This is a genomic window from Anaerotignum faecicola (assembly GCF_003865035.1).
Lineage (GTDB): Bacteria > Bacillota > Clostridia > Lachnospirales > Anaerotignaceae > Anaerotignum_A > Anaerotignum_A faecicola.
Genome location: NZ_BHVZ01000012.1, coordinates 1 through 26,343 on the forward strand (window position 1 = coordinate 1; position 26,343 = coordinate 26,343).

The window sequence follows — 26,343 nt, forward strand, 5'->3', positions numbered from 1 at the left end:
CACCAACGGGGTCGATGTTTTCCATACCGCAGATGGTGATGGCATGGTCGGTACCGTTCACGCATAACCTCGAATTCGAGTTCCTTATAGCCCTTTACGCTCTTTTCTACCAGAAACCTGATGCACAGGGGAAAGCTTCAGCGCATGCTTCATGATTTCCACCCAGTTCAAGCTTCGTTATGGGAAGCCGGCCGCTGTTGTGCGCCCAGTGTGAAGGCAGGACGCAGCACAACGGGATAATAACCGATTTCATTTGCCGCTGCGATGGCTTCTTCTACGGAATAATAAAGTAATCTGAGGAGGGGGATAACGGGCTCACCGATGGATTGGCACATTTCCTTAAACAGCTCACGGTCCTCCGCACGTTCGATGCTATCGATAGGAGTCCCCAGAAGCTCAACCTGACACTCCTTCAGGATGCCCTTTTTTCCAGCTGCATTGCCAGATTCAGACCTGTCTGTCCGCCGATACCGGGAACAATGGCATCAGGTCTTTCGTAACGCAGGATTTTTGCAACATATTCCAGAGTCAGAGGTTCCATATAAACCTTATCCGCAATGGTGGTATCTGTCATGATGGTTGCGGGGTTAGAATTAACTAATACAACCTCAAAGCCCTCTTCCTTCAAAGCCAGACACGCCTGCGTGCCGGCATAGTCAAACTCTGCTGCTTGACCGATTACAATGGGGCCGGAGCCGATAATCAGAATTTTCTTTAAGTCTGTTCTCTTTGGCATAATGTTTTGTTCCTCCTCATGTTCTTTTTACCTGTTTATACCTATTATATAGCTATTTCATTTATATAGCTATTTCTATCTGTTTCTATTTTACAGTGTTTCATCCTTCCATGCAATGCTGCCGTGATACATTGTCAGCCTGCAGGCACCAAAAACCTTTTCTCCTGCGAAGGGCGTTGCTCTGCCCATGCTCAGGAAGTCATCTGGGTTGATGGTGTATTCCTTATCCAAATCGTAAACCGTCAGGCTTGCAGGCTGTCCTTCTTCCAGAGGTGTGCCGACACAGAAGCGGTTTCTGGGATTGGTGTGCATCAACTCGATGAGCTTTTCCAGAGAAAGTACGCCTGTTTTCACCAGCTTGGTATACAGAATGGGGAAGGCAGTTTCCAGACCGACTACACCCATCAGGCTCTTTTCCAGACCTCTGCTCTTTTCCTCTGCGGAGTGGGGAGCGTGGTCTGTCGCAATCATACCAATCGTGCCGTCGAGAATACCGGCAATCAGTGCTTCTCTGTCCTCCTCGCTGCGGATGGGGGGTTCATTTTAAAGCGTCCGTCCTCCTGCAGCATGGAATCATTCATGGTCAGATAATGCGGCGCGGTTTCGCAGGTCACATCCAACCCCTCTGCCCTTGCCTTGCGGATGAGTGCCACGCTTTCCTTTGTGGAGATGTGGCAGACATGGTATTTCACGCCGGTTTCCTTTACCAGCTGCAAATCTCTCTCAATCTGCTTCCATTCGCTTTCGGAGCAGATACCCCGATGCCCATGTGCCTTTGCATATTCGCCCTTATGAATATAGCCGCCCGCAAGCAGGGAATTATCCTCGCAGTGCGCGGCAACAATTTTGTTGTAAGTGCTGATTTTTTTCATTGCTTCACGCATGATTTCATCATTTTGCACACCACGCCCATCATCAGAAAAGGCGCAGACATCATTGACGATTTCGTCATACGCCGCCAATTCCTCACCTTTTTCGCCTACCGTAATCGTGCCGTAGGGAACAACCTGAATGCAGGCGGTTTCGCGGATTGCCTTTAGCTGCACCTCCAGATTTTCCCGACAATCAGGGACGGGGTTCAGGTTCGGCATGGCGCAGACTGCCGTATAGCCGCCATGTGCCGCCGCAAGGCTGCCGCTTTTGATGGTCTCCTTATAAAAAAAGCCCGGCTCTCTCAGATGCACATGAACATCAATAAAACCGGGAAAAACAAAGCAGCCGTTTAAATCATAAACGGAACAATCTGCCTGAGGTGTGCGGTTGGAAATTTCGTGAATCATACCGTTGGCGATAAATACGTTGGATTTCATGAATTTGCCATGAACAAATACAGTTGCATTCGCTAGAATATAGTCCACTGTCTTCTCTCCTTTCGTCGCTAACTTGGTTCTAAACTTATTTTTATCTAAATCTTCAATACTATATCATAAAGGAATAGTAGTGTCAAGATATAGTTTTTTCGGAATTTTCCGTTACAAGAGAAAGTGTTTTGGGAATTTGTTGACACTGCAATTTCGTTGTGTTAGACTAAATTTGTAAATTTATGCGGTTTTTTGCAACTGACGGAACAGGTGGGCAACCACAGGGGAGCAAAGGACTTAAGAAAATCAAGCAGTGCAGAACTGCTTTTTGTCGACCGTCTGGGCAGTCTGTTTCTGTAATACGGAAGTAATGCGGAATCGGACTGCCTTTTTCTGTTTGTTCCGTAGGGAAAAAAGACAGGATGTTTTAGATTTTTTGAGGAGGTAACCCATGAAGAAAATTGGTATCGTTATGGGCAGTGACAGCGATCTGCCTGTAGTGGAAAAAGCGATGGCAACTCTGGAGAAATTCGGTGTTCCTTTTGAGGCGCACGTTTATTCTGCACACAGAACGCCTGTAGAGGCAAGCGAATTTGCAAAGGGCGCAAGGGCAAATGGCTTTGGTGCCATCATTGCGGCAGCGGGAAAGGCGGCACATCTGGCAGGTGCCATGGCGGCAAATACAACCCTTCCCGTAATTGGTATTCCTATCAAATCCTCCACATTGGATGGATTGGATGCTCTGCTTTCCACCGTACAGATGCCGGGGGGACTTCCTGTTGCAACCGTAGCCATTGACGGTGCGGAAAATGCAGCGCTTCTGGCAATCCAGATTCTGGCTGTGGAGGATGCGGCTCTGACAGAAAAGCTGGACAATGCAAGAAAAGAAGCAGCCGAAAAGGTTCTGGCAAAGAATAAGGCACTGGAAGAAAAATACGCAAAATAAGTTATTTCATATAAAAAATATAAGGACAAAGCGAGAGGAGAAAAAGAATGAAAAGCCATAGTGAAAGCTATAAAGCAGCAGGTGTAGATATTACAGCAGGGTATAAAGCAGTGGAGCTGATGAAGGAGCATATCGCAAAGACCATGTCCGCAGGGGTAATGGGTGATATCGGCGGCTTCGGCGGTCTGTTTGAATTGGATATGACAGGCATCACAAAACCCGTACTGGTCAGCGGTACAGACGGCGTTGGCACAAAGCTGAAATTGGCATTTCTGATGGATAAGCATGATACCGTAGGGATTGACTGCGTGGCTATGTGCGTAAACGATATCATTTGTGTTGGTGCAAAGCCCCTGTTCTTCTTGGACTATATCGCAGTCGGCAAGAACTTCCCCGAAAAGATTGCCTCCATCGTTAGCGGCGTGGCAGAAGGCTGTGTGCAGTCCGGTGCGGCACTGATTGGCGGCGAAACAGCAGAAATGCCCGGTTTCTATCCCGAGGATGAATACGATCTGGCAGGCTTCTCCGTAGGTGTTGTCGATAAGGATAAAATCCTGAACAACAAAACCATCAAAGAGGGCGATGTGATTTTGGCTCTGCCCTCCAGTGGTGTACATTCTAACGGCTTCTCTCTGGTGCGTCGTGTGCTGGATGTAGAAAATGCGGATATCAAAACACCTCTGGAAAGACTGGGTGGTAAATCCATCGGCGAAGCACTGCTTGCACCCACAAAGATTTATGTAAAGCCTATGCTGGCGCTGTTTGAAGAGGTGAAGGTAAAGGCGGTTTCCCATATCACAGGCGGCGGCTTCTATGAAAATATTCCCAGATCTATCCCCAAGGGCTTTGGCGCGAAAATCAATAAGGCAAGCCTGAAAACACCCCCCATTTTTGAACTGATTATGGAAAAGGGCAACATTCCTGAAAGAGATATGTATAACACCTTCAACATGGGCGTTGGCATGAGTGTGGTTATTGCAAAAGAGGATGCGGAAAAGGCACTGAAAATTCTGAAGGCAAACGGTGAGGATGCGTATATTATGGGCGAAATCATCGCCTCCGAGGAAGGTGTTGTCATTGTCTAAGACAAGGATTGCCGTATTCGTTTCCGGCGGCGGCACAAATTTGCAGGCACTGATTGATGCGGCAAAAAGAGGGGAAATCCCCAGCGGCGAAATCGCATTGGTGCTGGCAAGCAATGATAAGGCTTATGCACTGACAAGAGCGGCAGAAAACAATATCCCTTCTGTTGTGGTAAAGCGCAAGGAATTTGAAACACAGCTTGCGTATGAGGAAGCCGTGAAGGCGATTCTTGCGGAAAACAGCATTGATATGATTGTTCTGGCAGGCTTTATGTCCATCCTCAGTGAAAACTTCACAGCTGCATACCCTAAGCGTATCGTAAATGTGCATCCCTCTCTGATTCCTTCCTTCTGCGGTAAGGGCTTCTATGGGCTGCATGTGCACGAGGCGGCACTGGCGTATGGCGTAAAGGTGACGGGTGCAACGGTGCATTATGTAAATGAAATCCCCGATGGCGGCGAAATCATTTTGCAGAAGGCAGTGGAAATCGAAGAAGGGGATACCCCTGAGGTACTGCAAAGAAGAGTCATGGAGCAGGCGGAATGGATTCTTCTGCCCAAGGCAGTGGAAATGGTGGCAGCAAGACTGCAGAAAGGACAGTAAAAAAGCATGAATGTATATAAAAAGGATACCATGAAGAATTTGGTAAAGGATAACAGCTATGTGGGTCGCGGCATTGTCATCGGCAAAACAGAGGATGGCACAAAGGCGGCAGTGGCTTATTTCATCATGGGGCGCAGCGATAACAGCCGCAACCGTATCTTCAAGGAGGAGGGTGAGGATGTTATGATTTATCCCTTCGATGCATCCAAGGTGGAGGACCCTTCTCTGATTATCTACGCACCCATCCGTAAGCTGGATGGCAAGCTGATTGTGACAAACGGCGACCAGACAGATACCATCCGTGATTTTGTTGTTGCGGGCAAATCCTTTGAGGATGCACTGGAAACCAGAGAATTTGAACCCGATGCACCGAACTGGACACCCAGAATCAGCGGTATGCTGACCTTCGCAGAAAATGATTTTACATATAAAATGAGTATCCTGAAAAGTGCGGATGAAGCCGGCACAGCCTGCAACAGATTCACCTATTCCTACAAGGCAATCGCTGGAGTAGGGCATTTCCTGCATACCTATATGGGCGACGGCAGCCCTCTGCCTACCTTTACGGGCGAGCCCGAACGTGCAAGCATCCCCAACGATATTGATGCATGGACAAAGGAAATCTGGGAAAATCTGAATGAGCAGAACAAAATTTCCATCTATGTACGCTTCACAGACCTGAAAACAGGTGCGGTTGAAAATAGAATGATTAACAAAAATGTGTAAGCATTGTTGGCAGAACAGGGAAGAAAGGAGTTTTTGGCAAATGAAAGAATTTGAATTGAAATATGGCTGTAATCCAAACCAGAAGCCTGCAAAAATCTTTATGGAGGACGGCAGCGATCTGCCCATCGAAATCCTCTGCGGCAGACCCGGCTACATCAACTTTCTGGACGCATTCAACAGCTGGCAGCTGGTAAAGGAAATCAAGGAAGCACTGGGTATGCCTGCGGCAACCTCCTTCAAGCATGTAAGCCCTACCTCTGCGGCAGTCGGCACACCCATGAGTGATGCGCTGAAAAAAGCCTGCTTCGTGGATGATATCGAGGGTCTGGATGATTCCCCTCTGGCATTGGCTTACGCAAGAGCAAGAGGGACAGACAGAATGTCCTCCTTCGGGGACTGGATTGCGCTGAGTGATGTTTGTGATGCAACAACCGCAAAGCTGATTAAAAGAGAGGTTTCCGATGGTATCATTGCGCCCGGCTATACAGAGGAAGCACTGGAAATTCTGAAAACAAAGAAAAAGGGCAACTATAATATCGTAAAAATCGACCCTGCCTATGTGCCTGCGGTGCAGGAAAAGAAACAGGTTTTCGGCATTACCTTTGAGCAGGGCAGAAATAACTTCGCCATCAATAAGGCTCTTCTGGAAAATGTAGTAACAGAAAACAAGAACCTGCCTGAGGAAGCAAAGCGCGACCTTATTATCGCATTGATTACACTGAAATATACACAGTCCAACTCCGTTTGCTTCGCAAAGGACGGACAGGCAATCGGCGTTGGTGCAGGGCAGCAGTCCAGAATCCACTGCACCAGACTGGCAGGCAACAAAGCTGACATCTGGCATCTGAGACAGCATGAAAAGGTTCTCAATCTGCCTTTCCTGCCCACCGTAGGCCGCCCCGATAGAGATAACACCATCGATATTTATATCTCCGATGATTATGAGGATGTTCTGGCTGAGGGTACATGGCAGACATTGTTCTCTGAAAAGCCCGAGCCTTTGACAAAGGAAGAAAAGAAGGCATATCTTTCTACAATCAAGGGTGTGGCACTTGGCTCCGATGCATTCTTCCCCTTCGGTGACAATATTGAACGTGCGGCAAAGAGCGGCGTTAGCTATATTGCAGAGCCCGGCGGCTCCATTCGTGATGATAATGTAATTGAAACCTGCAACAGATTCGGCATGGCAATGGCATTCACAGGCATGAGATTGTTCCATCACTGATTAAGAAAAGATTGGAAAGGAGCTTGCGAAAAATGAAAATTGTGGTAGTTGGCGGTGGCGGCAGAGAGCATGCCATCATTAAGAAAATCAAAGAAAATCCACAGGTAACGGAGCTGTATGCACTGCCCGGCAACGGCGGCATTGCTAAGGACGCGACCTGCGTAGATATTGCGGCGAAGGATGTGGAAGGCGTGGTTGCCTTCGCAAAGGAAAAGGGCATTGATTTTGCTGTTGTTGCACCGGATGATCCTTTGGTTCTGGGTATGGTGGATGCGCTGAACGCAATCGGTATTCCTTGCTTCGGGCCTGATAAAAAGGCGGCAATTCTGGAGGGCAGCAAGGTGTTCTCCAAAAATCTGATGAAAAAATACGGCATCCCCACAGCGGCGTATGAAGTGTTTGATGATATGGAAAAGGCGTTGGCTTATCTCGAAACCGCACCTCTGCCGACCGTTGTGAAGGCGGATGGTCTGGCACTGGGTAAAGGCGTTATCATTGCAGAAACAAAGGAGCAGGCACAGGATGCGGTGCGCTCCATGATGGCGGATAAGGTGTTCGGCGCAAGCGGCGACCATGTCGTAATCGAAGAATTTATGACAGGTCCCGAGGTTTCCGTTCTTGCCTTCACAGATGGCAAAACAATGGTTCCTATGGTTTCCGCAATGGATCATAAGAGAGCCTTGGATGGTGATAAGGGTCTGAATACCGGCGGCATGGGGACGATTGCACCCAACCCCTTCTATACTGAGGCTGTAGCAAAGGAATGTATGGAAAAGATTTTCGTACCGACTATGGAAGCGATGAACAAGGAAGGGCGCACCTTTAAGGGCTGCCTGTTCTTCGGTCTGATGATTACACCTGCCGGCCCCAAGGTAATTGAATATAACTGCCGCTTCGGCGATCCCGAAACACAGGTAGTTCTGCCTCTGCTGGAAAGCGATTTGCTGACCATTATGCAGGCGGTAGCGGCTGAAAAGCTGGCTGATGTTGAGGTAAAATTCAGCGATAAGGCGGCTTGTTGTGTCATCATGGCATCCGCAGGCTATCCCCAGAGCTATGAAAAAGGCTTCCCCATCACATTGCCCGAAAAGGATCAGCTGATTTTTGTTGCAGGCGCAAAGAAAGAGGGCGGCAAGCTGCTGACAAACGGCGGTCGTGTGCTTGGTGTTACGGAAATTGCGGACACCTTGCCTGAAGCAATCGCAAAATCCTATGAAGCTGTAAAAACAGTGAAATTCGATAACGCTTTCTATAGAAACGATATTGGGAAAAAAGCCCTTGCGGTGGAGGTATGAAATGGTTTATAGAATCTATGTTGAAAAAAAGCAGGGTCTGACTGCCGAAGCAGATGCCCTGAGAAATGATATTGTCAATCTGTTGGGCATCAAGGGGCTGACAGGGCTGCGCCTGCTGAACCGCTATGATGCAGAGCAGCTGGATAAGGATTTATTTGATTACTGCACAAAAACGGTATTCTCCGAACCGCAGCTGGATGATTTGAGAGAAGAAATCCCTACAGATGGTGCGGCTGTGTTTGCGGTAGAATATTTGCCGGGTCAGTTTGACCAGAGAGCAAATTCCGCAGCGGAATGTATTCAGATTATTTCCAAGCAGGAAAGACCTTTGATTAAGACCGCAAAGGTTTATGTACTGTATGGCAATCTGAGCAGGGAGGATGTTGAGGAGATTAAGAAATACCTCATCAACCCCGTAGAATCCAGAGAAGCATCTCTGGACGCGTTTGATACACTGGATGTGAAATATGAAATCCCTACAGAGGTTGCTACCGTGGAGGGCTTCTGTGAAATGGATGAAGCGGCATTAGCGGCTTATATCAAGGATATGGGTCTGGCGATGGATTTGGATGATATCAAGGTTTGCCAGAAGTATTTTCTGAGTGAGCAGAGAGACCCTACCATTACGGAAATCAAGATGATTGATACCTATTGGTCTGACCACTGCCGTCATACTACTTTCCAGACAACCATCGACAGCATCAAATTTGAGGATGCGACCCTGCAGGCGGCATATAACGAATATCTGGCAACCAGAGAAGCCATCGGCAGAACAAAGCCCATCAATCTGATGGATATGGGTACGATTGTAGCAAAATTCCTGAAAAAGGAAGGCAAGCTGGATAAGCTGGATGAATCCGAGGAAATCAATGCCTGCACTGTGAAAATTGATGTAGACGTAGAAGGCAAAACAGAAAAATGGCTGCTGCTGTTTAAAAATGAAACCCATAACCATCCCACAGAAATCGAACCCTTTGGCGGCGCGGCTACCTGTGTAGGCGGTGCCATTCGTGACCCTCTGAGCGGTCGTTCCTATGTATATGCCGCAATGCGTGTGACAGGTGCAGGCAACCCCTTGACACCCGTTTCCGAAACACTGCGCGGCAAGCTGCCCCAGAGAAAGATTGTTACCACAGCGGCAGCAGGCTATAGCTCCTACGGCAACCAGATTGGTCTGGCAACAGGACAGGTAGATGAACTCTATCACGAAGGCTATGTGGCAAAGAGAATGGAAATCGGCGCAGTAATCGCGGCAGCACCTGCGGAAAATGTACGCAGAGAACGCCCGATTGACAGCGATATCGTTATTCTGCTGGGCGGCAGAACAGGGCGTGACGGCTGCGGCGGCGCAACCGGCTCCTCTAAATCCCATACACTGGAATCTCTGGAAAGCTGTGGCGCAGAGGTACAGAAGGGCAACGCCCCCGAAGAAAGAAAATTACAGAGACTGTTCCGCAACCCCGAAGCATCTAAGCTGATTAAGCGTTGTAACGACTTTGGTGCTGGTGGCGTTTCCGTTGCTATCGGCGAATTGGCGGATGGTCTGGAAATTGATTTGAATGCAGTTCCCAAGAAATACGATGGTTTGGATGGTACAGAGCTTGCGATTTCCGAATCTCAGGAAAGAATGGCTGTTGTTGTTGCGGCAGAGGATGTTGCGCGCTTCAAAGAGCTGGCTTATGCAGAAAACCTCGAAGCAACCGTTGTTGCGAAGGTAACAGAAAAGCCTTATCTGGTGATGCACTGGAATGGCAAGCAGATTGTAAATATCTCTCGCGCATTCCTGGATTCCAACGGTGCAGAAAAGCATATCGATATTACACCCGATGCACCCAAGCCTTTTGCAAAGGAAATCCCTGCGGACTTCAAAAAGGGCTATCTGGCATTGGCGCAGGATTTGAATGTATGCTCCAAGAGAGGGCTTTCCGAACGCTTCGACTCCACCATCGGCGCAGGCACAGTTCTGATGCCCTTCGGCGGTAAAAATCAGAAAACACCCATTCAGGCTATGGTAAATAAGGTATCCGTTGAAAAGAAGGATACCACCACCTGCTCTCTGATGGCATGGGGCTATAACCCCTTCATTGCGGAAAACAGCCCTTATCACAGTGCATATCTGGCAGTTGTGGAATCTGTTGCAAAGCTGGTGGCAACAGGTGCAAAATTTGAGGATGTTTATCTTTCCTTCCAGGAATATTTTGAAAAGCCCATGAAGGACGGCAAGCGTTGGGGCAAGCCTCTGGCGGCGCTGTTGGGTGCATTCATGGCACAGAAGGGTCTGGAAATTGCGGCAATCGGCGGCAAGGACTCTATGAGCGGTACCTTTGAGCATATTGATGTACCTCCTACATTGGTTTCCTTCGCAGTAACAACAGACAGCATCAAGAATATCATTTCTCCCGAATTCAAGGGCGAAGGGCATCAGGTTGTTCTGCTGAAGCCCGAATATGATAAAGAGGGTCTGCCTACAACAGAGAGCCTGAAAAAGCTCTTTGATGTGGTAACAGGTCTGATGAGAGAGGGCAAGGTTGCCGCAGCTTATACCCCGACCTATGGCGGCGTAGCGGAAGCAATTTTGAAAATGACAATGGGTAATGATATCGGCTTTACCTATGCAGGCGATGTAAGCAAGGAGGATATCTTCGGCTATCACTACGGTGCATTTGTTCTGGAGCTGACAGGCGATGCAGAGGTTGGCACACTGCTTGGTACAACAGGCGGCAAGGCAATCGTCTGCGGCGGCGAAAGCATTGCTCTGGAGGAAATCTTTGCAGCTTATGAAAATAAACTGGAGGAAATCTATCCTATGCACACAGCGGCAGAGGAAAAGAAGGAGATTCCAACATTCACAACAAAGGCAGAGGGTATTTCCTATCACGCAAAAACAGCAGTTGCAAAGCCTCGTGTACTGATTCCCGTATTCCCCGGCACAAACTGCGAATTTGATTCCGCAAAGGCAGTGGAGCGTGCAGGTGCAGAGGCAAATATCTTTGTCATCAACAACCTTTCCGCAGCAGGCATTGCAGATTCCATTGACCGCTTTGCCAAGGAAGTGAAGCAGGCACAGACCATCTTTATTCCCGGCGGCTTCTCCGGCGGCGATGAACCCGATGGCTCCGGTAAATTTATTACAGCCTTCTTCCGTAACCCCGAAATCAAGGAGGCTGTCACAGCACACCTGAAGGAGAAGGATGGCTTGATGATTGGTATCTGCAACGGTTTCCAGGCATTGATTAAGCTTGGCTTGGTGCCTTACGGCGAAATCATTGATACTGATGAAACCTGCCCGACATTGTCCTATAACACAATCAGCAGACACCAGTCTAAAATTGTTCGTGTGAGAGTAGCAACAGAAAAATCTCCTTGGCTGACAAATGTAAAAGCTGGGGATATCTTCAGCGTACCTATCTCCCACGGCGAAGGTCGTATTCTGGCTGCAGATCAGCTGGTGCAGGATTTGGCGGCAAAGGGTCAGATTTTGACACAGTATGTAGACGAAAACGGTCTGCCTACCAACGATATCCAGTTTAACCCCAATGGCTCTACCTATGCCATCGAGGGTCTGATTTCTCCTGATGGTCGTGTTCTGGGCAAGATGGGGCATGCAGAACGTATCGGTGATGGTCTGTATCAGAACGTGGCAGGCAATTACGATATGAAGCTGTTTAAATCCATGGTAGAATATTTCAAATAATCGCTTTTGAAAATAGAAGAAAAGATGAAAGTGCCGACTTTGTCGGCACTTTTGTCAGAAAGAGAGAGAAAAATGATTCGTTTTGAATGTGATTATGCGGAGGGGATGCATCCTCGTATTCTGGAACGTCTGGTGGAGACCAATATGGAACAGACGGCAGGCTATGGCGAGGATTCCTACTGCGAACGTGCGGCGGCGCTGATTAAGCAGGCGTGCGGCAGAGAGGATATTGATGTGCATTTTCTGGTTGGCGGCACGCAGACAAATCTGACTGTAATCGGGAGTATTCTGCGCCCCTATCAGGGTGTTTTCTGCGCGGATACGGGACATCTGAATGTGCATGAAACAGGTGCGATTGAAGCGACAGGGCATAAGGTTATTGTTTTGCCCACCACGGCGGACGGCAGACTGACTGCGGCGGAAATCCGAAAGGCGTATGAGGCGCATTGGAATGATGCAACCCACGAGCACATGGTACAGCCGGGCATGGTGTATATTTCTCAGTCCACCGAGGATGGCACCGCCTACACCAAAGCAGAGCTGGAGGAAATCAGTGCAATTTGTCGCAAATGTGAATTGCCGCTGTTTATTGATGGGGCAAGACTGGGTTATGCGCTGGCAGCAGAGGATTGCGACCATACCTTGCAGGATATTGCAAGGCTTGCGGATGTGTTCTATATTGGCGGCACAAAGGTCGGTGCAATGATGGGCGAAGCAGTTGTGATCGTAAATCCTGCATTGAAAAAGGATTTCCGTTATATCATTAAAAATCGCGGTGCAATGCTTGCAAAGGGCAGACTTTTGGGGATTCAGTTTGAAACACTCTTTGAGGATGGCTTATATTTCCAAGTGGCAAAGCACGCAGACAAAATGGCGATGCAGATTCGGAACGCGTTTGAGGAAAAGGGCATAAAAATGCTCTTTGATTCCAAGACAAATCAGCAGTTCCCGATTCTGCCAAACAAAATGATGGAGAAGCTGGCGGAGAAATACGCGTTCTCCTTCTGGTGTAAAGTGGGAGATGCCCATACCGCTGTGCGCTTCTGCACTAGCTGGGCAACAAAGGAGGAAAATGTAGCCGAGTTGCTTGAAGATATTAAAAAGCTTTGATTCTTTTGGGGACGCTGTCCCCAAGCCCCTGCAAGGGGCTTTCATGAGGGCTTTCATTCAAGCAGGGTTGCACCCTTGCCCTTCGGGTAACCGCCGCATCTGTTCGGCGGTGCGTACCTCAAACTCCCACCAAAGGGATAATCCCTTTGGAAACCTATACCTTTTGGATATTTATATAAAAACAAAAATCCCGATTGTACGATAAAAATACAGTCGGGATTCTTATTTTTATAATGATTTTTGGTAAAAGCGCATGCTTTTACCGTATCAGGTCAAGGGCATGATGCCCTTGCAGGGGTCTGGGGACAGCGTCCCCAGAGAAGAAAAAGGTCTTCTTTACCCTTCCAGATGCTCGGTGTCGTCCACATCCAATGCCTCAACCAGCTTTACCTCAGGATTCTTCTGCATGAAATTGTTCAGCGTGTACTGGTTCGCGAACAGCAGAATCGGACGCTCAAAATGGTCATAAACCAGAGTGCTTCTTGCTACCACATAATCCTTGACATCCTTGGGAGAACCGGGCGCAACCCAACGCGCCACCTGATATTCCAGGGGTTCCATGCGGATTTCGGAATTATATTCATTCAATAAGCGGTATTGGAATACCTCAAACTGCAGCTGCCCAACCGCACCCAGAATGACATCATTAAATTCGTTATGATATACCTGAATTGCACCCTCCTGTGCCAGCTGCTGTACACCCTTCTGGAACTGCTTCGCCTTCAGGGAGTTCACAGGGCGCACACGGCAGAACAGCTCGGGCGGGAAGGTCGGCAATGGCTCGAAAAAGAGCTTTTCCTTTCTGTCTGTCAGCGTATCCCCAATCTGGAAGTTGCCGCTGTCGTAAATACCGATGATATCGCCTGCAATGGCAGTTTCCACGGTTTCTCTGTCATTCGCCATCAGATGTGTGGATTGGCTCAGCTTCATCTGCTTGCCTGTACGGGAAAGGGTTACGCTCATCCCTCTGGTAAACGTACCGGAGCAGATGCGGAAGAATGCCAATCTGTCACGGTGCGCAGGGTTCATGTTCGCTTGAATTTTGAAAATGAAACCGCTGAAGAAATCATCATTGGGGTTGACCTCGCCTGTAGTAGTCTTTCTAGTACCGGGAGCGGGAGACCATTCCAGGAAATGATGCAGGAAGGGCGTTACACCAAAATCCGCCAGTGCAGAGCCGAAGAATACGGGAGACAGCTTGCCGTCCTTGATTGCCTGCAAATCAAAGGGATTGCCTGCACCGTCCAGAAGCTCCATCTCACTACGCAGGATATCCAGATTCGCATCAGAAATGATACCCTCCAGCGTATCACCGAATACACCGTTTGCACCAAGCGCAATCACGCCATCCTTTTGCTTATAAAGATAAACCTTGTTTTCCAGTCTGTCATAAATGCCTTCAAAGGTCAGACCGTTGCCGATAGGCCATGTGACAGCGGTGGAGGGTAGACCTAATGCATCCTCCAAGTCCGCCATACAGTCCAGTGGGTCCTTGGACTGACGGTCTAATTTGTTAATAAAGGTAAAAATAGGGATTTCACGCATGGAACAGACCTTGAACAGCTTTACAGTCTGTGCTTCGACACCCTTTGCCGCATCGATAACCATAACTGCGCTGTCTACAGAGGTCAGGATACGATAGGTGTCCTCACCAAAGTCATTATGCCCCGGAGTGTCCATGATGGAAACAACCTTATCATCATATTCAAACTGCATAACGGAGGAGGTAACGGAAATCCCTCTCTGTTTTTCAATTTCCATCCAGTCGGATTTTGCAAATTTGTTTTTCCCTCTTGCCTTTACCGTACCTGCTTCGCGGATTGCACCGCCGTGCAGCAGCAGCTTTTCCGTCAATGTTGTTTTACCGGCATCGGGATGGGAAATAATCCCAAAAATACGCCGCTTCTGAATTGCATCTGCATTACTCATATATTTCTTTCCTTTCTTTCGTGGAATAGGGTATTTTTTGTTATATTTGAATACACATTATTTCTATTTTACCCGAATTTCCACAAAAATGGAATACAAAGATAGGAAAAAAGTGCAGGAGAGAGAAAAATTTCATGTTTTTCGGGAAAATACATTGACGCGAGAATGTCTTTGGACTAAAATAAGAACGTTAGGAAATGTAACAAAAATAAAAAATTTTGGAGGTAATGAAAATGAAATTTACAAGCACAGATAAAGCACCCGCAGCACTGGGTCCCTATTCTCAGGCAGTATCCGTAAACGGTCTGCTGTTCACATCCGGTCAGATTGCACTGGATCCCGCAACAGGTGAAATCGTTGGTTCCGATGTTCAGGCACAGGCTGAACAGGTTTGCAAAAACCTGGCTGCAGTTCTGGAAGCAAACGGTCTGACATTCACAGATGCTGTAAAAACAACATGCTTCCTGGCTGATATGGGCGACTTCGCAGCATTCAACGAAGTTTACGGCAAATACTTCACAGGCAAGCCTGCACGTTCCTGCGTAGCAGTTAAAACACTGCCTAAGAACGTACTGTGCGAAGTTGAAGTTATTGCAGAAATGAAATAATTTCAGTTAAAATTCCGATTTTAGCTGACAGAGAAGTCCTTGTCCCAGACAGGGACTTCTTTTTTGTATGAAAAAGAGAATTACAAGAAAAATTGACAGGGGAGAGTCTGGTAAAAAAATACTCCCTTTTGTATAATAGAGAGCAGAGTAAAAAATCGGAAAAGAGGTGAGGTCATGTTTGATATTCAGGAGGAATTGAAAAAGCTGCCCCAAAAGCCGGGAGTTTATCTGATGAAGGATGAAAACGGGCATATCATTTATGTGGGGAAGGCAGTGAATTTGAAAAACCGCGTGCGGCAGTATTTTCAAAGCAGCCGCAATCAGACGGCAAAAACACGTTCCATGGTGCCGAATATCCGCGAATTTGAATATATCGTAACGGATTCCGAAATGGAAGCGCTTCTCTTGGAATGTAACCTCATTAAAAAGCATCATCCCTATTATAATATTCTTCTGAAGGATGACAAAAGCTATCCTTATATCAAGGTGACGGTGCAGGAGATGTTTCCGCGCATCTTCATCACACGCCGAATGGAGAAGGACAAGGCGAAATATTATGGGCCGTTTACGGATGTGCTGGCGGCGAAGGAAACCGTCGAAACCCTGCATAAGCTGTTCCCGATCCGTAAATGCAAGAAGGTATTTCCGAGGGATATCGGGAAGGAACGTCCTTGCCTGAATCACCATATCGGGCAGTGCATTGCGCCATGCAGCGGAAGGGTTCCCCCTGAGGAATATCAGGTCTATATCAAGGATGCTATGGATTTTCTGGAAGGAAAGCACCATACTATCATGAAGAAAATGGAGCAGGAAATGCTGATGGCATCGGAAAATATGGAATTTGAAAGGGCGGCGGCACTGCGGGATAAAATTGCCGCGATTAAAAGCGTTGCGGAAAAGCAGAAAATTTCCAACACCGGTCTGGGGGATGCGGATGTCATCGGCTTTGTGCGTGCGTATGAGGAATGTCTGGTGCAGGTGTTCTTTATCCGTGGCGGCAAAATGACAGGACGGGAGAATTTCACCCTGACCGCCTTTGCAGAGCAGAGCCGCGCGGAGATTCTGACGGCATTTGTTAAGCAGTTTTACAGCGGTACCGCCTATATCCCGAAGGAAATCATTTTGCAGGAAGGGCTTGTGGCAGAGGAAAGCGACCTGATTGCGGAATACCTTTCCGAGAAACGAGGCAGTCGTGTGACCTTAACCGTTCCCATCAAGGGAGAAAAGCATAAGCTGACGGAGCTGGCGCATAAGAACGCGATGCTCATTTTCGAGCAGTTTGGCGAAAAGCTGAAACGAGAGGAGCAGCGAACGAAGGGCGCAATGGAAGAGCTGCGGCAGGCACTTTCTCTGCCGGACGAGCTGAAGCGTGTAGAGGCGTATGACATTTCCAATACGCAGGGCTTTGAATCGGTCGGCTCGATGGTTGTGTTCGAGGATGGGCGCGCCAAAAACAGCGACTACCGTAAGTTTAAGATTAAAACCGTTGTCGGGGCAAATGATTATGCCTCTATGAAGGAGGTCATCACGCGCCGCCTGAGCCATGCCATCAAGGAAAACACAGAGGGCAAAACCTCCAGCTTTACCCGTTTGCCCGATTTAATCCTGATGGATGGCGGCAAAACGCAGGTACACGCCGCAGAGGAGGTTCTGCTTGCCTTTGGGATGGATATCCCTGTCTGTGGTATGGTAAAGGATGACAGACACCGCACCAGAGGACTGCTGTTTCATGAGCAGGAAATCAGAATTCCCCTGACCTCGGAGGGCTTTAAGCTGGTGACGCGCATACAGGATGAGGTGCATCGCTTTGCCATTACCTACCACAGAAAGCTGCGCGACGAAAGAAATCTTCATTCCGTTCTGGATGATATCAAGGGCATCGGTGAGGTACGCCGCAAGGCTTTACTGCGCCATTTCGGCTCAATCGAAAGGATTGCCGCAGCAGAGGTGGCAGATCTTTTAGAGGTGGATGGCATGACGATTCCTGCGGCGGAGCAGGTCTATCTTTTTTTCCATCGGGAGGAATTGCAAAACGGATGATTTTCGGGTAAGATATATATTTAGGAGATTATTTGATTTTATAGAAAAACGAAAGACGAGGTGAGCCGCAAATGTATTCTGCGGAGTTAAAAAAAATCGTAGAGGTATTTGAACTGGAAAGCGTTTTGCCGGAATTGAGTCTGGAGGGGCGTTCTGTTCTGCGTAGGGAAATTAACCGCCCTGCATTACAGCTGGCAGGCTTTTATGAACGCTTTGACAGCGACCGCTTGCAGGTGATTGGGCGTGTGGAATACAGCTATCTGCTGAGTCTGAACGATGAGGACAGAAAAAATGCCATCCGCCATTTATTTCAGTATCATATTCCCTGTCTGGTGGTTTGCAAGAATCTTGAGATTTTCCCCGAAATGGTGGAATACGGCAGAGAATACAGCATACCTATTTTTCGCACCGCGCAGAATACAACCGACTTTACGGCGGAGTTGATTTTCTGGCTGAGAGAGGAACTGGCAGACCGTGTGATGATGCACGGCGTTCTTGTGGATATTTACGGCGAGGGCGTGCTGATTACAGGTGCAAGCGGCATCGGGAAAAGCGAAACGGCACTGGAGCTGATTAAAAGAGGACACCGCCTGATTGCGGATGATGCAGTGGAAATCAAACGGATTGCCGACAGAAGGCTGATTGGCTCCTGTCCGGAGATTATCCGCTATCTGATTGAACTGCGCGGCATCGGGATTCTGAATGTAAAGGAGCTGTTCGGTGTCGGCTCTGTAAAGGAGCAGAAAACGGTTGACCTTGTCATTAAGCTTGAGGTCTGGGATGGGAAGGCGGATTCCTATGACAGGTTGGGGCTGAATGAGGAATATATGGATATTCTGGGAAATAAGGTGCAGCTGAATACGATTCCTGTGCGCCCGGGCAGAAACGTGGCAATGATTTGTGAATCGGCGGCAATGACAAACCGTCAGAAGAAGATGGGGAAAAATACCGCACAGGATTTTGCAAATCGAATCGGAAAATAAGAAGGTGAAACGATGGAAAGATTGAAACAGGAGCTTCTTGCCTGTCTGGGAGAGGAAGGGCTGAAGCTACATGAAATGATGAAGGAGCATACGACATTTCGTGTGGGCGGCGCGGCGGATTATTTTATTCAGCCGAAAAGCGCAGAGGAACTGCGTGCTGCCTTTGAAATTTTGCATAGATATGAAATGCCCGTTCTGGTGATTGGCAACGGCAGCAATCTTCTGGTAAGGGATAAAGGCATCCGCGGCGCGGTGATTCAGATTTATAACCGTATGGCGGAGATTACGATAGAAGGGAATACAATTCATACCAAGGGCGGTGCACTGCTGAGTGCTGTTGCGGCAAGGGCTGCGGATAAGGGTCTGACCGGTCTGGAATTTGCAAGCGGGATTCCCGGCAGCATCGGCGGCGCAGTTGTGATGAATGCAGGCGCGTATGGCGGCGAAATGAAGGATGTGCTAGCAAGTGTGGATGTGCTGACGCAGGATTTAGAAATCAAGACCATTCCTGCGGCGGAGCTGAATTTAGGCTACCGCTACAGCAGTATTCCTGAAAAGGGCTATATCGTTCTGGGGGCAACGCTGCAATTAAAAAAAGGCAACATCGCAGAAATCCGTGGACGCATGGCAGAATTGGCAGAGCAGAGAAGGGCAAAGCAGCCCTTACAGTACCCCAGTGCAGGCAGCACCTTCAAGCGTCCTGAGGGGTATTTTGCAGGGAAGCTGGTGCAGGATGCAGGGCTAAAGGGCAAAACCATCGGTGGCGCACAGGTATCCGAAAAGCACTCCGGCTTTCTGATTAATATCGGCGGCGCAACGGCACAGGATATTCTGGATTTGATTGCGTTCTGCCAGAAGGAAGTCAAGGATAAATTCGGTGTGACACTGGAAACGGAAGTGAAAATCGTCGGAGAAGAATAAGGAGAGATGGGAAAGGTCGGTGAAGGAGTATGCGGTTTGTAATTGTAACGGGGATGTCCGGCGCAGGGAAAACCTCTGTGCTGAAATTTCTGGAGGACATCAATTTTTTCTGTGTAGATAATATTCCCCCTGCATTGCTGCCGAAGTTTGCGGAGCTTTGCTATGAGCAGGAGGGTGAAATCGAGCGCGTTGCCATGGGGATTGATATTCGTGGCGGGAAGCTGTTTAATGACCTGTTTGAGGTACTGTCTGATTTGCAGCATAAGGGATATGAATATGAGATTTTATTCTTGGATGCCTCGGATGATGTGCTGATTAAACGCTATAAGGAAACCAGAAGAAGTCATCCTCTTTCCAAAAACGGCTCCATTCAAGAGGGAATTCAGAAGGAGCGCGAAATACTGAAGGATGTCAAGCGTAAGGCAACCTATATCATCGACACGAGCCAGATTTTGACCCGACAGCTCAAGGAGCAGATTAACCGTATTTTTGTAGAAAATCAATCTTACGAAAATCTGATGATTACGGTGCAATCCTTTGGCTTTAAATACGGAATTCCTGCGGACAGTGATTTAGTATTCGATGTACGTTTTCTGCCCAATCCCTTTTATATTCAGGAGCTGAAGGAAATGACGGGCAACGATGAGCCTGTCAGCAGCTATGTGATGAGCTTTGAGGAAAGCCGAACATTTCTGAAAAAGCTGGTGGATATGCTGGAATTTCTGATTCCGCACTATATTAAAGAGGGCAAAAATAGTCTTGTCATCAGCATCGGCTGCACGGGCGGCAAGCACCGCTCTGTTACCCTTACGAATGCCCTTTACAATGCCCTTGGAAAGGATGGACACACCCTCCTTCTCAAGCATAATGACATTGAAAAGGACAGCAGACACAAGAAATAAGCAAAAAACAGAAAGGAGGGGCAAATTTGTCATTTTCGTCTAAGGTTAAGGGTGAGTTGTCCCTTCATTTTGGAAATGGAAGACATTGTGAAATTGCGGAAATTGCAGCGTATGTTAATATCTATGGACAGATAGCCGTGTTTGGCGGAAATTTTTGTTTAAAAATCCAAACAGAGAATGATTACGCTGTGAAAAAATGCTTTACATTATTGAGAAATACTTTTAATATGATAGCGGATGTATCTGTAAGAATCAGCGGGCAGAAGCGGCAGACTAAGGTGTATACCCTGCTTGTACGCGATGCAGCAGCCATCTTACAGGCAACCGGTATTTTAACAATAGAAAAGGAACAGAAGAAACTGAAAAAGCGGATTTATCCGCCTGTGGTCAGCAGCATCTGCTGTCGGCGGGCATATATTCGCGGCGCATTCATTTCTGTCGGCTCTGTAAATGATCCGGAAAAGAACTATCATCTGGAATTCGTTCTGGCGGATTTGTCTGCGGCGGAGCAGCTGCGGGAGTTAATCAATGCCTTCGGATTGGATGCCAAGGTGGTAGAGCGAAAAGAGCATTATATCGTCTATCTGAAAGAAGGTGAACAGATTGTCGATTTGTTGAATATCATGGAGGCACCACTGGCGCTGATGGATTTGGAGAATGTCCGCATCGTCAAGGAAATGCGCAATGATATCAACAGAAAAGTCAACTGTGAAACGGCGAACCTGAATAAGGTGGTCGGAGCGGCTGTAAAGCAATTAGAGGATATCAATTATATTGAGGAAACCATCGGGCTTGCGCGTCTGCCGGAGCAGTTGGCAGAGGTGGCGAGGGTGCGATTGGAATATCCGGACAGAAGCTTGAAAGAGCTGGGTTCTTTCCTCATGACACCTGTCGGAAAGTCCGGTGTCAACCATAGACTGCGTAAAATCAGCAGCATTGCTGAGGCATTAAGAGAAGGGAAGGGTGGAATAGAATGACACAGAAATCAATTACCATCAAGGCATCCTTGGATGCAAGACAGGCTGCGTATTTCGTGCAGACGGCCGGGAAATTTGAATCTGAAATTCAGGTTAGTGTGGATGAAAAAAGAATTAACGCAAAGAGCATTATGGGCACTATCGCGCTGAATATGCAGGAAGGGCAGACTGCCCTGATTACTGCGGACGGCAAGGACGAAGCAGCGGCAGTGGAAGAGCTGGCGGCAGTATTGGCATAATTTTTTTATACAGAGCAGCAATCATTACATACAAAAAACCCTGTCGGAGAATCAACGGCAGGGTTGATTTCTTTCTGCACCTGTGTTATACTGTCAAAGCAACTGAACAAACGAGATGTACCTGCTACGGATACCACCGAAAAGGACCACGAACGGACCATGGGTATCCCACCATCTCGGTAAATAAAAAACAGGAGGTCTTTTTTTAATGAACAAAAACATTGTAAACACAAAATTTCTGGTTTCCACAGCGCTCATTGCGGCAATTTATGTTGTGATGACATTGGCGATTGCACCACTTAGCTTCGGAATGATTCAGATTCGTATTTCCGAGGTGCTGATGCTGATGGCATTTATCGACAAAAAGTATGCGCCCGGTCTGGTGCTTGGCTGTTTCATCGCGAACTGCTTCAGCCCCTTCGGCATGATGGACGTTGTATTCGGCACAGCCTGCACAGCGGCTTCTCTTGTGGGGATTACGAAATGCAGCAAAACACTGTTCGGCGCAAGCCTTTGGCCTGTGCTTTGCAATGCATTCATCGGCATTGAGCTGTATCTGTTCGGCAGTCCGCTTCTGCTGAGCATGGCAACGGTTGCGTTTGGGGAATTCCTTTCCGTTTCCGTTTTGGGTTATGTTCTGTTCCGTCAGGTTTTGAAAAACAGCACCTTGGTGGAACGCCTGAAAATCGCATAAAATCAAAAAACAGGGACTTTTCCTGCTTTTGGGGCAGGGAGAGTCCTTATTTTTCTGCTTTTATTTTTTTGAAAAAAAGCTCTTGACAAATAAAATCGGGGTGCTATAATCTAACTAACCAAAGAGAGAAACCGATGATTAAGAGGAGTAGCCTTTCAAATCAGCTTTCAGAGAGTTGCGGATGGTGGAATCGCAACAGCGAGAGGATGGGTGAATGGACTTATGAGGGCGGTCGAAAGCGAAAGCGAGTAGTAACCGACGGGAAACGCACCCGTTACCAGAGCGTAACTGTATGGCTGTACAGTGGAAAGAGCGGATGATTTTTTCATCAATTTGGGTGGTACCGCAGGAATATACAAGTCTTGTCCCATAGTAGATTACTATGTGATAAGGCTTTTTTTATTCGGCAAAATCGAGTACCTCGTTCGAGAAAACAGCTAAGACGAGATGAGACGAGACAGAAGGAAACAAAAAACAGTATGAGAAAAGGAGCGATTGGTATGAAAAAGTTTATGGCAATGACAATGGCAATGGTGATGGCAGCAATGGCACTGACAGGCTGCGGCAGCAGCAATGCGGCAGATGATAAGGCAAGTGGAGATATTCCCGTTATCGGCATCAATCAGTATGGACAGCACGCATCTTTGGATAACTGTCGAGAGGGCTTTTTGCAGGGTCTGGAGGAAGCAGGTTTGAAGGAAGGCGTGGATTACAAGATTGAATATCAGAATGCAGGCTTTGATGACAACGCCGCAACACAGATTGCACAGAACTTCTCTGCAAAGAATGTTGCGCTGATGTGTGCGATTGCAACACCATCCGCAACTGCTTGCTATGCGGCGGCAGAGGATAAGGATATCCCTGTTATCTTCACAGCAATTACCGACCCTGAGGAAGCAAAGCTGACCGGTGGCAACATCACAGGCACCAGCGACAAGCTTCCCATCGAAGGACAGCTTGAGCTGATTCGTAAGGTTCAGCCCGATGCAAAAACAATCGGGATTCTTTACACAACAAGCGAACCCAATTCCGTTTCCGCAGTAAAGGAATATCAGGAAAAGGCAGGAGAATACGGCTTCAAGATTGAAGCACTGGGCGTTATGACACAGGCAGAGGTGAATCAGGCAACAGATACGCTGATTTCGAAGGGTGTGGACTGCTTCACAAACCTGACAGACAATAACGTAGTCGGCGTTCTGCCTTCCATTCTGGAAAAAACAAATGAAGCAGGCATCCCTGTTTACGGCAGTGAAATCGAGCAGGTAAAGCTGGGCTGCGTAGCCTCCGCAGGGATTGAATACGTTGCACTGGGCAGACAGACAGGTATGATGGCAGCAAAGATTCTCAAGGGTGAGGCAAAAGCATCCGATATGCCCTACGAAACCATTTCCGAATTTGAAATTTATGTAAATCCCGATGCAATGGCTGCACTGAAGCTGAGTGCAGATGTGGAAAATGCGATTGATGTAACTGCGGAATAAGCGTCCGCATAGAAAGAGGTTCCTTTATGTTTGATTTGATTATCAGCACGCTGACACAGGGCTTTATTTACGCCCTGTTGTCCTACGGCATTTATATTACATATAAAATACTGGATTTTCCCGATTTGACGGTAGATGGCAGCTTTCCCCTCGGGGCGGCGATTACGGCAGTTCTTCTGGTAAAGGGGATGAACCCCTTTCTGGTGCTTGTAGCGGCGCTTCTGGTGGGCGCGGCAGCCGGACTGGTAACAGGTGTCATTCATGTGAAATTCGGTGTCAGAGACCTTCTGGCAGGTATCATCACTATGACGGCGTTGTTCTCCATCAATTTGCAGATTGCAGGCTCCAATCTGGCGGTGGAACGTGCCATCGGCACGATTTATACCTCCGGTCCGATTATGGCTGTGATGGGCAATTCTACCCTGATGATGCGTAAATTTGTAGTATCCCTGCTAGTAGCTGTGATTTTCAAATTCATTCTGGATTGGTATCTTAAGACAAAAAGCGGCATGCTCCTGCGTGCAGTTGGTGATAACAGCACACTGGTAACCACCCTTGCAAAGGATAAGGGCATTGTAAAGATTATCGGGCTGACGGTTGCAAATGCACTCGTTGCCTTCTCCGGTGCGCTGGTCTGCATGGAGCAGAGAGCCTTCTCCAGTACCATGGGGACAGGGCAGATGGTTTTTGGTCTGGCGGCGGTTATCATCGGCACAACCCTGTTCCGTAAGGTTAGCTTTGCGAAGGGCACTACGGCGGTTCTGGTCGGCAGTGTGTTCTATAAGGCTTGTATTCAGGTGGCAATCAGCTTGGGTCTTCCCGCAAATCTGATGAAGCTGGCAACGGCAGTGCTGTTCCTGATTATTTTGATTCTTGGTAATAAACAGAAGGGTGGTGCGGAGCATGCTTGAATTGAAGCATATCAAAAAAATCTATAATCCCGGCACCATTTCCGAAACACTGCTGTTTGAGGATTTTAATTTGACTGTGCCCGACGGCGAATTTGTTTCGATTGTCGGCAGTAATGGATCGGGCAAAACCTCCATGCTGAATATCATCTGCGGCAGCATCCCCATTCAGAAAGGAGAGGTGCTGATTGGCGGCAAGGATATTGCAAAAATGAAGGATTTTCAGAGATATCGCACCATTGGGCGTGTCTATCAGGACCCTTCGGCAGGCACCTGTCCAAATCTGACAATGCTTGAGAATATGTCTCTGGCGGATAATAAGGGCAAGCCCTTCGGTCTGGGCAGGGGTGTGAATAAGGCAAGAGAAAATTTCTATAAGGAACAGCTTTCCATTCTGGGGTTGGGTCTGGAAAATAAAATGAATGTCAAGCTGGGGGCGCTTTCCGGCGGACAAAGACAGGCGGCAACGCTGATTATGGCAACGCTGACTCCGATTGAATTTCTGATTCTGGATGAACACACCGCTGCACTTGACCCCAAAACGGCGGATATCATCATGGAATTGACGAATAAGGTGGTGCAGGAAAAGCACTTGACGGCAATGATGGTAACGCATAACCTGCGCTATGCGGTGGAATACGGCAGTCGTCTGATTATGATGGATAAGGGCCATATCGTGCTGGATAAGGCAGGAGAAGAAAAGGTCAATACAAAGGTGGATGATATTCTGGATATCTTCACGAAAATCAGTATCGAATGTGGAAACTGACTGGGAGCTGCATATACAATCCTCGGATAATTTCGTCCGAGGATTTTTTCTGTGCTTTTCACAGGAATCCGTTTATGGTATACTCAGAGAAAATGCAAAAGATAGAAGGTTGATGGGAATTAAGATGAAGCATTTAATTGACAAATTGGAGAGAGAAAAAGCCCTCACCAAGACGGAGTGGATTACCCTGCTGAATGGCAGAACGCCAGATTTGGCGGAATATCTTTTTGCAAAGGCGAGAGACATTCGCCATCAGCATTACGGCAGGGATATCTATATTCGAGGGCTGATTGAATTTACGAATTATTGCAGAAATAACTGCTATTACTGCGGTATCCGCAGAGGGAACGAAGGACTGAAACGCTATCGGCTGACGGAGGAGGAAATCCTTTCTTGCTGTGAACAGGGGTATGCCCTCGGCTTTCGTACCTTCGTTTTGCAGGGCGGCGAGGATCTGTATTTTACGCAGGAAAAAATGACGCATATTATCTGTTCTATGCGTGAGAAATACCCCGATTGTGCGATTACGCTTTCCATCGGGGAGAGGGAAAGGGAAGAATATGAAGCGTATTTTGCGGCAGGGGCGAACCGCTTTTTGTTGCGGCACGAAACGGCAAACGAAGCACATTATCGTACGTTGCATCCCGCGGAGCTGGATTTAAACCACCGCAAGGCTTGTCTCCGGAACCTGAAGAAAATCGGTTATCAGGTAGGAAGCGGCATTATGGTTGGCTCGCCTGGGCAGACGGCAGAGCATCTGGCGGAGGATCTGCTGTTTCTGAAGGAGCTGAATCCCCACATGATTGGCATTGGACCCTTCATTCCCCAGAAGGATACGCCCTTTCGGGAGGAAAAGGCAGGTACATTGGAACTGACACTTTTCCTTCTGGGACTTCTGCGGCTGATGCTGCCAAAGGTGCTGCTGCCCTCTACAACGGCACTCAGCACCATTCATCCGGATGGGCGGAAAATGGGGATTCTGGCAGGGGCAAATGTTGTCATGCCGAACCTTTCCCCGCAGGAAAACAGAAAGCTTTACAGTCTGTATGATAACAAACGCTCCATGGGGGATGAAGCGGCGGAGGGGCTTGCCCTTTTAAAGGCAGAGATGGAATCCATTGGCTATCGGGTGGTCAGCGCCCGCGGAGATTCTCTGGTAGAATAGGAGGAAAA

Annotated in this window: 25 protein-coding genes, 1 riboswitch and 1 other annotated feature; of the genes, 20 read left to right on the top strand and 5 right to left on the bottom strand. The window is 47.9% G+C overall.

The window, feature by feature from the left end:
* Nucleotides 1-167: 167 nt before the first annotated feature.
* The 4 genes from EJE48_RS13025 to EJE48_RS12630 form a co-directional block, all read right to left on the bottom strand.
* Nucleotides 168-335 carry an ATP-binding protein gene (locus EJE48_RS13025; protein WP_334295396.1) on the bottom strand — a complete coding sequence of 56 codons (168 nt, stop codon included), beginning with the start codon at nt 333-335 and terminating at the stop codon, nt 168-170.
* Nucleotides 336-412: 77 nt separating this feature from the next.
* A complete protein-coding gene (locus EJE48_RS13030; RefSeq protein WP_330548501.1) occupies nt 413-736 on the bottom strand; it encodes a carbamoyl phosphate synthase preATP-grasp domain-containing protein in 324 nt (107 codons plus the stop codon).
* Nucleotides 737-826: 90 nt separating this feature from the next.
* Entirely contained in the window at nt 827-1,207 is a 381-nt protein-coding gene (locus EJE48_RS12625) for an amidohydrolase family protein (RefSeq protein WP_243108017.1), read from the bottom strand.
* Nucleotides 1,208-1,236: 29 nt separating this feature from the next.
* Entirely contained in the window at nt 1,237-2,094 is an 858-nt protein-coding gene (locus EJE48_RS12630) for a dihydroorotase (RefSeq protein WP_243108018.1), read from the bottom strand.
* 187 nt (nt 2,095-2,281) lie between these two features.
* A riboswitch (ZMP/ZTP riboswitch) is annotated at nt 2,282-2,389 on the top strand.
* A 99-nt stretch (nt 2,390-2,488) separates the two neighbouring features.
* On the opposite strand from EJE48_RS12630, the gene purE reads away from it, so the two are divergent.
* The 8 genes from purE (at nt 2,489) to EJE48_RS09665 (ending at nt 12,719) form a co-directional block, all read left to right on the top strand.
* A complete protein-coding gene (purE, locus tag EJE48_RS09630; RefSeq protein WP_118578784.1) occupies nt 2,489-2,983 on the top strand; it encodes a 5-(carboxyamino)imidazole ribonucleotide mutase in 495 nt (164 codons plus the stop codon).
* 47 nt (nt 2,984-3,030) lie between these two features.
* Nucleotides 3,031-4,068 (top strand): phosphoribosylformylglycinamidine cyclo-ligase, encoded by a 1,038-nt coding sequence (purM, locus tag EJE48_RS09635; protein ID WP_118578782.1) that lies wholly within the window; start codon nt 3,031-3,033, stop codon nt 4,066-4,068.
* Entirely contained in the window at nt 4,013-4,669 is a 657-nt protein-coding gene (gene purN / locus EJE48_RS09640) for a phosphoribosylglycinamide formyltransferase (RefSeq protein ID WP_118578780.1), read from the top strand. The genes purM and purN overlap by 56 nt, the downstream gene beginning before the upstream one ends.
* Nucleotides 4,670-4,675: 6 nt before the next feature.
* Nucleotides 4,676-5,395, top strand: a complete 720-nt coding sequence (locus EJE48_RS09645; RefSeq protein WP_118578778.1) for an IMP cyclohydrolase — start codon at nt 4,676-4,678, stop codon at nt 5,393-5,395.
* Between the two features lie 40 nt (nt 5,396-5,435).
* A complete protein-coding gene (locus EJE48_RS09650) occupies nt 5,436-6,620 on the top strand; it encodes a phosphoribosylaminoimidazolecarboxamide formyltransferase (RefSeq protein ID WP_016408494.1) in 1,185 nt (394 codons plus the stop codon).
* Nucleotides 6,621-6,652: 32 nt separating this feature from the next.
* Nucleotides 6,653-7,915 (top strand): phosphoribosylamine--glycine ligase, encoded by a 1,263-nt coding sequence (purD, locus tag EJE48_RS09655; RefSeq protein ID WP_118578776.1) that lies wholly within the window; start codon nt 6,653-6,655, stop codon nt 7,913-7,915.
* Between the two features lies 1 nt (nt 7,916).
* The gene (locus EJE48_RS09660) at nt 7,917-11,609 is read left to right on the top strand and encodes a phosphoribosylformylglycinamidine synthase (RefSeq protein ID WP_124984534.1); all 3,693 of its coding nucleotides are present in this window, start codon (nt 7,917-7,919) and stop codon (nt 11,607-11,609) included.
* 72 nt (nt 11,610-11,681) lie between these two features.
* Nucleotides 11,682-12,719 carry a threonine aldolase family protein gene (locus EJE48_RS09665; RefSeq protein WP_118578772.1) on the top strand — a complete coding sequence of 346 codons (1,038 nt, stop codon included), beginning with the start codon at nt 11,682-11,684 and terminating at the stop codon, nt 12,717-12,719.
* Between the two features lie 336 nt (nt 12,720-13,055).
* Here EJE48_RS09665 and EJE48_RS09670 read toward each other — a convergent pair whose 3' ends face one another.
* Nucleotides 13,056-14,648, bottom strand: coding sequence for a peptide chain release factor 3 (locus EJE48_RS09670; RefSeq protein WP_016408490.1), 1,593 nt, complete (start codon nt 14,646-14,648; stop codon nt 13,056-13,058).
* Nucleotides 14,649-14,881: 233 nt separating this feature from the next.
* Between EJE48_RS09670 and EJE48_RS09675 the strand changes: the two genes are divergently transcribed.
* The 12 genes from EJE48_RS09675 (at nt 14,882) to hydE (ending at nt 26,335) form a co-directional block, all read left to right on the top strand.
* Nucleotides 14,882-15,256: a RidA family protein gene (locus EJE48_RS09675; protein ID WP_016408489.1), complete on the top strand. Its 375-nt coding sequence runs from the start codon at nt 14,882-14,884 to the stop codon at nt 15,254-15,256.
* 174 nt (nt 15,257-15,430) lie between these two features.
* Nucleotides 15,431-17,296, top strand: a complete 1,866-nt coding sequence (gene uvrC, locus EJE48_RS09680; RefSeq protein WP_016408488.1) for an excinuclease ABC subunit UvrC — start codon at nt 15,431-15,433, stop codon at nt 17,294-17,296.
* Between the two features lie 71 nt (nt 17,297-17,367).
* Nucleotides 17,368-18,279, top strand: a complete 912-nt coding sequence (gene hprK, locus EJE48_RS09685) for an HPr(Ser) kinase/phosphatase (protein WP_118578767.1) — start codon at nt 17,368-17,370, stop codon at nt 18,277-18,279.
* Nucleotides 18,280-18,291: 12 nt separating this feature from the next.
* Nucleotides 18,292-19,200, top strand: coding sequence for a UDP-N-acetylmuramate dehydrogenase (murB, locus tag EJE48_RS09690; RefSeq protein ID WP_016408486.1), 909 nt, complete (start codon nt 18,292-18,294; stop codon nt 19,198-19,200).
* Nucleotides 19,201-19,229: 29 nt separating this feature from the next.
* A complete protein-coding gene (gene rapZ, locus EJE48_RS09695) occupies nt 19,230-20,102 on the top strand; it encodes an RNase adapter RapZ (RefSeq protein ID WP_016408485.1) in 873 nt (290 codons plus the stop codon).
* Between the two features lie 26 nt (nt 20,103-20,128).
* The gene (gene whiA, locus EJE48_RS09700; protein WP_016408484.1) at nt 20,129-21,079 is read left to right on the top strand and encodes a DNA-binding protein WhiA; all 951 of its coding nucleotides are present in this window, start codon (nt 20,129-20,131) and stop codon (nt 21,077-21,079) included.
* Nucleotides 21,076-21,318 carry an HPr family phosphocarrier protein gene (locus EJE48_RS09705; RefSeq protein ID WP_016408483.1) on the top strand — a complete coding sequence of 81 codons (243 nt, stop codon included), beginning with the start codon at nt 21,076-21,078 and terminating at the stop codon, nt 21,316-21,318. The genes whiA and EJE48_RS09705 overlap by 4 nt, the downstream gene beginning before the upstream one ends.
* A gap of 208 nt (nt 21,319-21,526) precedes the next feature.
* A complete protein-coding gene (locus EJE48_RS09710) occupies nt 21,527-22,012 on the top strand; it encodes a QueT transporter family protein (protein WP_016408482.1) in 486 nt (161 codons plus the stop codon).
* A gap of 125 nt (nt 22,013-22,137) precedes the next feature.
* Nucleotides 22,138-22,385, top strand: a binding site (T-box leader).
* Nucleotides 22,386-22,512: 127 nt separating this feature from the next.
* Entirely contained in the window at nt 22,513-23,493 is a 981-nt protein-coding gene (locus EJE48_RS09715; protein WP_118578765.1) for an ABC transporter substrate-binding protein, read from the top strand.
* Between the two features lie 26 nt (nt 23,494-23,519).
* Nucleotides 23,520-24,404: an ABC transporter permease gene (locus EJE48_RS09720; RefSeq protein ID WP_118578763.1), complete on the top strand. Its 885-nt coding sequence runs from the start codon at nt 23,520-23,522 to the stop codon at nt 24,402-24,404.
* Nucleotides 24,397-25,170, top strand: a complete 774-nt coding sequence (locus EJE48_RS09725; RefSeq protein WP_016408479.1) for an ABC transporter ATP-binding protein — start codon at nt 24,397-24,399, stop codon at nt 25,168-25,170. The genes EJE48_RS09720 and EJE48_RS09725 overlap by 8 nt, the downstream gene beginning before the upstream one ends.
* A 124-nt stretch (nt 25,171-25,294) precedes the next feature.
* A complete protein-coding gene (hydE, locus tag EJE48_RS09730) occupies nt 25,295-26,335 on the top strand; it encodes a [FeFe] hydrogenase H-cluster radical SAM maturase HydE (protein WP_118580332.1) in 1,041 nt (346 codons plus the stop codon).
* The last annotated feature ends 8 nt before the right edge of the window (nt 26,336-26,343 follow it).